Raw genomic sequence first — 10680 nt, 5'->3', positions numbered from 1 at the left:
ACCGTATTCGCGAGCAAGCCCGCTCCCACATGTCCGTGTTCAACTCATCATGTGGTGAACACAGATCATCATGGATCAGGCTTCAGTCTTGTTCGCCGCCGCTTTTTCGGCAGCAGCCTTGATCGTGGCCTGCAAAGAGCCGTCGGCCGCCATCTCGGTCATGATATCGCTACCACCGATCAGCTCACCGCCAACCCACAGTTGCGGGAAAGTTGGCCAGTTGGCGTACTTGGGCAGGTTGGCGCGGATTTCCGGGTTCTGCAGGATGTCCACGTAGGCAAACTTCTCACCACACGCCATCACAGCCTGAGCAGCCTTGGCCGAGAAGCCGCACTGTGGCGCATTCGGCGAGCCTTTCATGTAAAGCAGGATGGTGTTGTTGGCAATCTGGTCTTTAATCGTTTCGATGATATCCACGGAGCACCTCGGCTTAAACTTTGCGACTTCAGTTGTCGACACGGTGGCGCATTGTAACGGAAAGCCGAGCACGCTGCTCGGTCTCCCCGAGAGACAAATTCACGCAGCCACCACCTTCACCGGAACCCCATTGAGCGCTGCATTGCCAGACAACTCATCCAGCTGACAGTCATCGGTCAGATCATTGGCGCTGGAACCTGGCTGGGCGCTGGCAATGGTCATCTGCACGCCTGGACGGGCATGGCCCCAACCGTGGGGCAGGCTGACCACGCCTTTCATCATGTCCAGGCTACCCTGCACCTCGACTTCAAGCATACCCACCCGCGAACTGACTTTCACCCGTTGCCCGTCGCTCAACCCGCGACTGCTCAGATCCTCCGGGTGCATCAGCAATTGATGACGCGGCTTGCCCTTCACCAAGCGGTGGAAATTGTGCATCCAGGAGTTATTGCTGCGCACATGACGTCGGCCAATCATCAGCAACTCATCCGCCTGGGGTGCCTGCAACCCGGCAAAGCGCGTGAGGTCGGCAAGAATGACCGCCGGTGCAGCCTGCACTCGCTGGTTTTCGGTTTTCAACCGTGGAGCCAGGTTGGGCTTGAGGGCGCCCAGGTCGATGCCATGGGGATGATCGAACAGGGTCGCCAGGGACAGCTTATGCGGCGAGGCATCGCCATAGGCGCCGGCACGAAGGCCGAAATCGATCATTTGCGCCGGCGGCATGGTCGGTTTGAGTTCCTTGCCGGTGCGGGCAGCGAAAGCCTTGGCCAGACCGACGAAAATTTCCCAGTCGTGCAGCGCCCCTTCGGGCTTGGGCAGGATCGCCCGGTTGAAACGGGTCACGTTGCGCACCGCGAACAGGTTGAACGTGGTGTCGTAATGGTCGTTTTCCAGGGCCGAGGTGGATGGCAGGATCAGGTCGGCGTAGCGCGTGGTTTCGTTGATGTACAGATCGACGCTGACCATGAACTCCAACCCGTCCAGCGCCTGCTCCAGTTGCCGCCCGTTGGGAGTGGACAGCACCGGGTTGCCCGCCACGGTAACCAGCGCACGAATCTGGCCTTCGCCCTCGGTGAGCATTTCCTCGGCCAGAGCCGAAACCGGCAGCTCGCCCGCGTATTCGGGACGCCCGGACACTCGGCTTTGCCAGCGATTGAAATGCCCTCCCGAGGTGCTGGCCACGAGGTCCACCGCAGGCTCGGTACACAGGGCCCCACCGACCCGGTCAAGATTGCCGGTCACCAGGTTGATCACCTGAATCAGCCAGTGACACAGCGTGCCGAACGCCTGGGTCGAGACGCCCATCCGTCCATAACAGACCGCTGAAGGCGCGGCGGCGAAGTCCCGGGCCAACTGCCGGATCTGCGCAGCCGGCACGGCACAGAGCGGGCTCATCGCTTCAGCAGTGAAGGCCGCAACGGCCCGGCGCACGTCTTCCAGGCCATCCACCGGCAGGTGGCTGTCACGGGTCAAGCCTTCACTGAACAGCGTATTGAGCACACCAAACAGCAAAGCGGCATCGCCACCCGGGCGCACGAACACATGCTGGTCGGCCATCGCCGCCGTTTCGCTGCGACGCGGATCGACCACCACCACTTTACCGCCACGCGCCTGGATCGCCTTGAGGCGTTTTTCCACGTCCGGCACGGTCATGATGCTGCCATTGGACGCCAGCGGGTTGCCGCCCAGGATCAACATGAAGTCGGTGTGATCGATGTCCGGTATCGGCAACAACAGCCCGTGACCGTACATCAGATGGCTGGTCAGGTGGTGAGGCAGTTGGTCCACCGAAGTCGCCGAAAAACGGCTGCGGGTCTTGAGCAGCCCCAAAAAATAGTTGCTGTGGGTCATCAGCCCATAGTTATGCACGCTGGGGTTGCCCTGATAGACCGCCACCGCGTTCTGGCCATGACGTTCCTGAATGCCCGCCAGCCGTTCGGCCACCAGCGCGAAGGCATCGTCCCAGGCAATCGGCTGCCACTCGCTACCGACCCGCTGCATGGGCTGGCGCAGGCGATCCGGGTCGTTCTGGATATCTTGCAAGGCTACCGCCTTGGGGCAGATGTGGCCGCGACTGAAGCTGTCCAGTGGATCGCCCTTGATCGAGGTGATCGCCAGGCCCTGGCCTTCGGTCTCGGTGGTTTCAAGGGTCAAGCCACAGATGGCTTCGCACAGATGGCACGCACGGTGGTGGAGAGTCTTGGTCATGGCCAGCCTCTATTTTATTCGTAACGGGCGCTTTCGGCCGCGGGAACAAAACTATGGCGCGTGATCCACCCCCGCGCCAGCGACGTTCGTCCTGTGAATTGCCGGGCATCAGGCCCGCCGATGCAGTGAGCTCAAGGCTGCTCGGAGGGTGGCGCCAGCAACTGGATTTCCTCGATGGTTTCCACTTGTTCGTGAGCGATGGGCACGCCCGTCAACTCTCCGATCAACCGCCAATGCTCGTCGAGCCCGCTGCTGATGGTGGCCATGCGATCGATCATGCGTCGACCTGCAGCCTTGGTCACTTCGTCGTCACTGCGCAGCAACTCGAATGACATGGACGTCACCGAAGCGGTCAGGTGAGTCAGGGAGCGCGCTGTCAGCCCCAGTAGTTCCATCAGTTGTTGCTCTTTCGAATCCATTTCGGGGCTCCTGCGTCTGAGGTTCATTTATAACCCAGGCCCTGGCATTAGGAAATATTCACGCCCAGGAACAGGCCGGCCAAATCCTTCAATAACGGCCCGGTTTGATTGCCAAGCTGCGCAAGGCCGGTGTACAAATGGGTGGCTGCTGTCAGGAAACCGGCTTCATACATGTCTTCGCCAGTCTGCTATGACCTCGCTGAAATCCCCTAAAATTGTAGCCCTATTGGTAAGACGCGACATTTCCTTATAAGATCGCGCCTTTCCCTTATTTCGTCGCCCCGTGCGGCTTTTGCCGCAGGTCTCGCCCGTTTTTTCATGAAACAAGGCTTTGAGCATCTGCGATCAGTGACAAAAGGTAGTCAATCATGAGCGCAAGGCACTTTCTCTCCCTGATGGATTTCACGCCCGATGAGTTGCTCGGCGTGATCCGTCGAGGCGTGGAGCTCAAGGACCTGCGTAATCGCGGCGTACTGTTCGAGCCCCTGAAAAACCGTGTGCTGGGGATGATCTTCGAGAAGTCATCGACCCGCACCCGTATTTCTTTCGAAGCCGGCATGATCCAGCTCGGCGGCCAGGCAATCTTCCTGTCGCCCCGCGACACCCAGCTGGGCCGTGGCGAACCGATCGGCGACTGCGCCATCGTCATGTCGAGCATGCTGGATGCGGTGATGATCCGTACCTTCGCCCACAGCACGCTGACTGAGTTTGCGGCGCACTCGCGCGTACCGGTGATCAATGGTCTGTCCGATGACTTGCACCCCTGCCAGTTGCTGGCCGACATGCAGACGTTCCTCGAACACCGCGGCTCGATTCAGGGCAAGACCGTGGCCTGGGTCGGCGATGGCAACAACATGTGCAACAGCTATATAGAAGCCGCGATCCAGTTCGACTTCCAACTGCGCATCGCCTGTCCGGAAGGCTACGACCCCAGCGCCGAACTGGTGGCCAAGGCCGGGAGCCGGGTGACCATCGTCCGTGATCCGAAACAGGCCGTGGCCGGCGCGCATCTGGTGAGCACTGACGTCTGGACCTCCATGGGCCAGGAAGAAGAAACCGCCAAGCGTCTGAAACTGTTCGCGCCGCTTCAGGTCAACCGTGCCCTGCTCGACCTGGCGGACGCCGACGTGCTGTTCATGCACTGCCTGCCGGCCCATCGCGGCGAGGAGATCAGCGTCGACCTGCTGGACGATCCACGCTCCGTGGCATGGGACCAGGCAGAAAATCGCCTTCACGCACAAAAGGCCTTGCTCGAGTTTCTTGTCGAGCCGGCGTACCACCACGCATGAGCCATACCCTGTTACTGAACCTGCAGAACCTGACGTGCGGTTATCAAAACCAGCGCGTCGTGCAGAACCTCAACCTGCACCTCAATGCCGGGGATATCGGGTGCCTGCTCGGCTCGTCCGGGTGTGGCAAGACCACGACGCTGCGAGCCATCGCCGGTTTCGAGCCGGTACAGGAAGGTGAGATCCAGCTGGCGGGGAAAACCATCTCCCGCGCCGGCTTCACCCTCGCCCCGGAGAAACGCCGGATCGGCATGGTATTTCAGGACTATGCGCTGTTCCCTCACCTGAGCGTGGCCGAGAATATTGCGTTTGGCATTCGCAAGCATCCAGACAAGGACCGAGTGGTCGAAGAACTGCTGGAACTGGTCAACCTGAAGAGCCTGGGCAAGCGCTTGCCCCATGAACTGTCCGGGGGTCAGCAACAACGCGTGGCCCTGGCTCGCGCCCTGGCACCGGAACCGCAGTTGCTGCTGCTCGACGAACCTTTCTCCAATCTCGATGGTGAGCTCAGGCGCAAGCTCAGCCATGAAGTGCGGGACATTCTCAAGGTCCGCGGTACCAGCGCGATTCTGGTCACCCACGATCAGGAAGAAGCCTTCGCGGTGAGCGACCATGTCGGGGTATTCAAGGAGGGTCGGCTGGAACAGTGGGATACGCCCTACAATCTGTACCATGAACCGCTGACGCCATTTGTCGCCAGCTTCATTGGCCAGGGTTATTTCATTCGCGGCCAGCTCGACAGCCCGGAATCGGTGCAAACCGAGCTGGGTATCCTGCGCGGCAACCGGGCCTACACCTGGCCCATCGGTGGTGCGGTGGATGTGCTGCTGCGCCCGGACGATATCGTCTACGCACCGGACAGTCCGCTCACAGGCAGGATTGTCGGCAAGACGTTCCTGGGCGCTTCAACCCTGTATCGCCTGCAACTGCCGACCGGAGCGCAGCTGGAATCGATTTTCCCGAGCCATGCCGACCATCTGGTGGGGGACGATGTCGGCATTCGCGTAGCGGCTGAACACCTGGTGCTGTTCCAGGCTTCAGGGAGCACGGCGGCCCATATCCCTCCCGTGGAAAGCGGCGTGCGGCGCTACAGTCTGTAGGAGCTGACGAGTGCAACGAGGCTGCGATCTTTCCTTTGCCCATTGAGTCCCAAGCGAAAGATCAAAGATCGCAGGCTTCGCCGGCTCCTACAGGGAGGGGATCAGTGGGAATAAATCCCTCTTATCCCCCCAACATCAACATCCCACTGGCCACCAACCTCGCATTCCCCCCAATCTTCACCCGCTCCCCCTCGAGTCGGCAGAACAGTTCGCCGCCCCTGGCCGAGCACTGATAAGCCGTCAGTCCCAACTTGCCCAGGCGCCTGGACCAGTATGGAATCAGGCTGCAATGGGTCGAGCCAGTGACCGGATCCTCATTGATGCCAATCGCCGGGGCGAAATAGCGTGAGACAAAATCATGCCGGCTTCCCGGCGCAGTCACGATTGCGCCCGGCCACGGCAGTTTCGCCAGGGCCGCCATGTCCGGCTTGCAATCGAGCACCGCCTGCTCCGACTCCAGCACGACGAACAGTTCGTTGGAGCTCAACACGTCCACCGCTTCCACACCCAGGGCAGCCTGGACCACCAGGGATGCACCCAACTCGCTGGGGACGATGGCTGGAAAATCCAGCCATAGCCGCTCACCTTCGCGAGTGACGCTCAACGCACCGGATCGACAGATGAAGTCCAGTCGCTCGGCGGCTTCGTGATAGACCTCGAACAGCACGTGGGCGCTGGCCAAGGTGGCATGCCCGCACAACGGCACCTCAGTGGTGGGCGTGAACCATCGGATATGCCAATGCTGGCCTTCACGCACCAGAAAAGCCGTTTCAGCCAGGTTATGTTCGGCGGCGATCCTTTGCATCAAGTCATCGGCTAGCCAGGCGTCGAGCCGATAGACCATCGCCGGATTGCCGCCAAACGGCCGATCACTGAACGCATCGACTTGATGAAACGCAAGCTGCATGGCACTTCTCCTTATTATTGATGCGTGAGGATGGGCCGCGAGCGATTGCTTTTCCAGTGACAGATCCGACGAATTTTCACCCTACAGCCCAGGACGAAGGCCCCGGCAGCCACCCAAGCCTAATCCCGACGCCATTATGGCGACGATACTTGCTCACGCCCTGCGCCAGACTCAAGCCCGCCCGATATCCGCAAACGCCGCCCCGGTATGCTCGGCCAGTACCGCAGGCGCCAGCTCTACCTCCAGCCCGCGCCTTCCGGCACTGACAAAGATGCTGGCAAACGGCTGGGCAGAACTGTCGATAAAAGTGCGAAGACGTTTTTTCTGCCCCAACGGACTGATACCACCGAGCAGATAACCGGTCGAACGCTGGGCGGCCGCGGGGTCGGCCATCTCGACTTTCTTTACGCCGGCGGCATGGGCCAGGGCTTTCAAATCCAGGCTGCCGACTACGGGCACCACCGCCACCAACAACTCGTTTTTTTCGCTGGCCGCCAACAACGTCTTGAAGACCTGCGCCGGATCCAGTCCAAGCTTTTCTGCCGCTTCCAAACCATAGGAGGCTGCCTTGGGATCGTGTTCATAACTATGAATGCGATGTTCGGCGCGCACCTTTTTCAGCAAATCCAATGCAGGGGTCATGACCGCTCCTGAGGCGAATCGACGTAGAGAGTGCCCGAATTCTAAGGCATCGCTGACCAAAAGGCGCTGGGGCGCAGCGGCTTACCCGGCAAAACCATGGTGGCGAAACAGTCATTCACGCCACGAATAGTTTAAATATGACCGACGGTTCACTTTCGACCTTTGACACCAGCGTTTCTTGTCTATATTTTTTCGAAACTGAAAACATAAACGCAGGTCTCAACCAACACCCCGAGTTCAGGATGAGGATCCTGCCTCGGCGCTGAATGCGCGATCGGGCTTTACCGGACGCGCCAGACAACAACAAAAACCGAGGTTTGAATGACAATTGCTTTACAACAGCCACCCCTTTCCAGCCAATGCCTGGCCGAATTCCTGGGGACTGCCCTACTGATTTTTTTCGGCACCGGCTGCGTTGCAGCGCTCAAGGTCGCGGGTGCGAGTTTCGGCCTTTGGGAAATCAGTATCATCTGGGGTGTCGGTGTCAGCATGGCGATCTACCTCAGCGCCGGCGTTTCCGGCGCACACCTGAACCCCGCCGTCAGCATCGCCCTGTGTATTTTCACCGACTTTGAAAAGCGTAAGTTGCCCTTCTACATTATTTGCCAGGTGGCCGGCGCCTTTTGTGGCGCGCTGCTGGTCTACACGCTGTACAGCAATCTATTCTTCGATTTCGAACAGTCCCGGCAGATGATTCGTGGCTCAGAAGCCAGCCTTGAACTGGCCTCGGTATTTTCCACTTACCCACATCCCGCGCTGTCCACCGGCCAGGCCTTTCTGGTGGAGGTGATCATCACCGCCATTCTGATGGGCGTGATCATGTCCCTGACCGATGACAACAATGGCCTGCCCCGCGGCCCGCTGGCGCCACTGCTGATCGGCCTGCTGATCGCGGTGATTGGCAGCTCGATGGGGCCACTGACGGGCTTCGCGATGAACCCGGCGCGGGACTTCGGCCCTAAACTGATGACTTTCTTCACCGGGTGGGGTGAAATTTCCCTCACGGGTGGACGCGACATCCCGTACTTCCTGGTTCCGATTTTTGCACCGATCGTGGGTGCATGCCTGGGCGCTGCAGCCTATCGCGGGTTGATTGCCCGCCATCTGCCCAGCGCCACGGTTGTTACAAAGGATGCAGAACCGGCCATTGACGGCAAGCCCAGAACATCCTGAAACAATCGGCGCACACTTCTGCCCGCTCAAGCGTGCGCCAAGCCTCACCCCTTATTCACGTCCCAAGGCAATCGACATGACCGACATTCAGAACAAGAACTACATCATTGCCCTCGACCAGGGTACGACCAGCTCACGGGCGATCATTTTCGACCGCGACGCCAATGTGGTCTGCACCGCCCAGCGCGAATTCGCCCAGCATTACCCCCAGGCCGGCTGGGTCGAACACGACCCGATGGAAATCTTCGCGACCCAGAGCGCGGTGATGGTGGAAGCCCTGGCCCAGGCTGGCCTGCATCATGACCAGGTCGCCGCGATCGGCATCACCAACCAGCGCGAAACCACCGTGGTCTGGGACAAGACCACCGGCCGGCCGATCTATAACGCCATTGTCTGGCAGTGCCGGCGCAGCACCGAGATCTGCCAGCAACTCAAGCGTGACGGCCACGAACCGTACATCAGCGAAACCACCGGCCTGGTCACCGATCCGTATTTCTCCGGCACCAAGCTCAAGTGGATCCTGGACAACGTCGAAGGCAGCCGCGAACGCGCGCGTAACGGCGAACTGCTGTTTGGCACCGTGGACAGCTGGCTGATCTGGAAATTTACCGGCGGCAAGGTCCACGTCACCGACTACACCAACGCCTCGCGCACCATGCTGTTCAATATTCACTCGCTGGAGTGGGACGCGAAGATGCTCGAGATTCTCGACATCCCTCGCGAAATGTTGCCGCAAGTGAAGTCGTCCTCGGAAGTCTATGGCCGCACCAAGAGCGGCATCGCCATCGGTGGCATCGCCGGCGACCAGCAGGCCGCCCTTTTCGGCCAGATGTGCGTGGAGCCAGGCCAGGCGAAAAACACCTATGGCACCGGCTGCTTCCTGTTGATGAACACCGGCGACAAAGCCGTCAAATCCAATCATGGCATGCTCACCACCATCGCCTGCGGCCCCCGCGGCGAAGTGGCCTACGCCCTGGAAGGCGCAGTATTCAACGGTGGCTCCACCGTGCAGTGGCTGCGCGACGAGTTGAAAATCATCAACGACGCCCTCGACACCGAATACTTCGCCAACAAGGTCAAGGACAGCAACGGCGTGTACCTGGTGCCGGCCTTCACCGGCCTGGGCGCCCCCTACTGGGACCCCTATGCCCGTGGCGCGCTGTTCGGCCTGACCCGCGGCGTGCGGGTCGACCACATCATTCGTGCAGCGCTGGAGTCGATTGCCTACCAGACCCGCGACGTACTCGACGCCATGCAGCAAGATTCGGGCGAACGCCTCAAGGCCCTGCGCGTGGACGGCGGCGCGGTAGCGAACAACTTCCTGATGCAGTTCCAGGCGGACATTCTCGGCACCCGGGTCGAGCGCCCGAAAATGCGGGAAACTACAGCGTTGGGCGCCGCGTATCTGGCCGGCCTGGCGTGTGGTTTCTGGGGCAGCCTGGATGAACTGCGCGGCAAGGCGGTGATCGAGCGCGAATTCGAACCGCAACTGGACGAGCAGGCCAAGGAAAAACTCTACGCTGGCTGGCAGAAAGCGGTCAGCCGCACCCGCGATTGGGAACCTCACGAAGACGCTGAATAAGCTGAAGCTGAGTACGACGAGGGTGTGAAACTGGTCGGGAGGGGATTCCTGCGGCATCATGGGCAAATTTTGTATGGCAGCCCAAAGGAAGCCCCATGAATCTGCCTCCCCGTCAGCAGCAAATCCTCGAACTGGTCCGCGAACGCGGCTACGTCAGCATCGAGGAAATGGCGCAGCTCTTCGTCGTCACCCCGCAAACCATCCGTCGCGACATCAATCAATTGGCGGAGTTGAACCTGCTGCGTCGTTACCACGGCGGCGCGGCCTATGATTCGAGCGTTGAAAACACCGCCTACGCCATGCGCGCCGATCAGATGCGCGACGAGAAACAACGCATCGCCGAAGCCATTGCCGCCCAGATCCCTGATCACGCCTCGCTGTTCATCAACATCGGCACCACCACCGAGTCCATCGCCCGGGCGCTGCTCAACCACAACCATCTGAAGATCATCACCAACAACTTGCATGTGGCCTCGATCCTCAGCGCCAAGGACGACTTCGAAGTTCTGATTGCCGGTGGAAATGTGAGACGCGACGGAGGCGTGGTAGGCCAGGCCAGCGTCGACTTCATCAATCAGTTCAAGGTCGACTTCGCCCTGGTGGGCATCAGCGGGATCGATGAGGACGGCAGCCTGTTGGATTTCGATTACCAGGAAGTGCGCGTCTCCCAGGCGATCATCGCCAACGCCCGGCAAGTGCTGCTCGCCGCAGACTCCAGCAAATTCGGACGCAACGCCATGGTCAGACTGGGGCCGATCAGCCTGATCGACTGCCTGGTGACCGATCAGCCCCCCGTGCCGGCCCTGGCGCAATTGCTGACCCAGCACAAGATTCGGCTGGAGGTGGTGTAGAGAAGCAGCTTCAAGCTTCAAGCTTCAAGAGATCGCAGCCTTCGGCAGCTCCTACGCCTATTCCTGTAGGAGCTGCCGAAGGCTGCGATCTT

General features: G+C 60.2%; 11 protein-coding genes. 5 read left to right on the top strand and 6 right to left on the bottom strand.

Features of this window, described 5'->3' with window-relative positions; all coding sequences use genetic code 11:
* Positions 1-75: 75 nt before the first annotated feature.
* The 4 genes from grxD to HU811_RS27595 form a co-directional block, all read right to left on the bottom strand.
* On the bottom strand, positions 76-417 hold the full coding sequence (gene grxD / locus HU811_RS19920; RefSeq protein WP_186657642.1) for a Grx4 family monothiol glutaredoxin: 342 nt from the start codon (positions 415-417) through the stop codon (positions 76-78).
* Between the two features lie 99 nt (positions 418-516).
* The gene (locus HU811_RS19915; RefSeq protein ID WP_186657640.1) at positions 517-2625 is read right to left on the bottom strand and encodes a molybdopterin oxidoreductase family protein; all 2109 of its coding nucleotides are present in this window, start codon (positions 2623-2625) and stop codon (positions 517-519) included.
* Positions 2626-2756: 131 nt separating this feature from the next.
* Positions 2757-3044, bottom strand: coding sequence for a PlzR type 4 pili assembly inhibitor (gene plzR, locus HU811_RS19910; RefSeq protein WP_047227023.1), 288 nt, complete (start codon positions 3042-3044; stop codon positions 2757-2759).
* A gap of 47 nt (positions 3045-3091) precedes the next feature.
* On the bottom strand, positions 3092-3217 hold the full coding sequence (locus HU811_RS27595; RefSeq protein ID WP_256244279.1) for a hypothetical protein: 126 nt from the start codon (positions 3215-3217) through the stop codon (positions 3092-3094).
* Between the two features lie 195 nt (positions 3218-3412).
* Here HU811_RS27595 and argF point away from each other — a divergent pair, with 195 nt between their 5' ends.
* Together argF and HU811_RS19900 are read left to right on the top strand one after the other, a co-directional pair.
* Positions 3413-4333, top strand: coding sequence for an ornithine carbamoyltransferase (argF, locus tag HU811_RS19905; protein ID WP_047227024.1), 921 nt, complete (start codon positions 3413-3415; stop codon positions 4331-4333).
* Positions 4330-5433: an ABC transporter ATP-binding protein gene (locus HU811_RS19900; RefSeq protein WP_092457469.1), complete on the top strand. Its 1104-nt coding sequence runs from the start codon at positions 4330-4332 to the stop codon at positions 5431-5433. Before argF ends, HU811_RS19900 begins: the two co-directional genes overlap by 4 nt.
* Positions 5434-5554: 121 nt before the next feature.
* Here HU811_RS19900 and HU811_RS19895 read toward each other — a convergent pair whose 3' ends face one another.
* Together HU811_RS19895 and ybaK are read right to left on the bottom strand one after the other, a co-directional pair.
* A complete protein-coding gene (locus tag HU811_RS19895) occupies positions 5555-6340 on the bottom strand; it encodes a PhzF family phenazine biosynthesis protein (RefSeq protein WP_186657638.1) in 786 nt (261 codons plus the stop codon).
* A 171-nt stretch (positions 6341-6511) separates the two neighbouring features.
* Positions 6512-6982: a Cys-tRNA(Pro) deacylase gene (gene ybaK / locus HU811_RS19890; RefSeq protein ID WP_047227027.1), complete on the bottom strand. Its 471-nt coding sequence runs from the start codon at positions 6980-6982 to the stop codon at positions 6512-6514.
* Positions 6983-7303: 321 nt separating this feature from the next.
* On the opposite strand from ybaK, the gene HU811_RS19885 reads away from it, so the two are divergent.
* The 3 genes from HU811_RS19885 to HU811_RS19875 all read left to right on the top strand — a co-directional run bounded on the left by HU811_RS19885 (position 7304) and on the right by HU811_RS19875 (position 10588).
* Positions 7304-8155, top strand: coding sequence for an MIP/aquaporin family protein (locus HU811_RS19885; protein WP_186657636.1), 852 nt, complete (start codon positions 7304-7306; stop codon positions 8153-8155).
* Positions 8156-8231: 76 nt separating this feature from the next.
* Complete coding sequence (glpK, locus tag HU811_RS19880) at positions 8232-9737, top strand: glycerol kinase GlpK (RefSeq protein WP_092457475.1); 1506 nt, start codon at positions 8232-8234, stop codon at positions 9735-9737.
* 95 nt (positions 9738-9832) lie between these two features.
* The gene (locus HU811_RS19875; protein WP_092457478.1) at positions 9833-10588 is read left to right on the top strand and encodes a DeoR/GlpR family transcriptional regulator; all 756 of its coding nucleotides are present in this window, start codon (positions 9833-9835) and stop codon (positions 10586-10588) included.
* Positions 10589-10680: the final 92 nt, after the last annotated feature.

Origin of the sequence: Pseudomonas tehranensis, assembly GCF_014268615.1 — a bacterium.
Taxonomy (GTDB): Bacteria; Pseudomonadota; Gammaproteobacteria; order Pseudomonadales; family Pseudomonadaceae; genus Aquipseudomonas; species Aquipseudomonas tehranensis.
The sequence above is the reverse complement of the archived record's forward strand: the minus strand, read 5'-3'. Positions and strand labels throughout refer to the sequence as shown.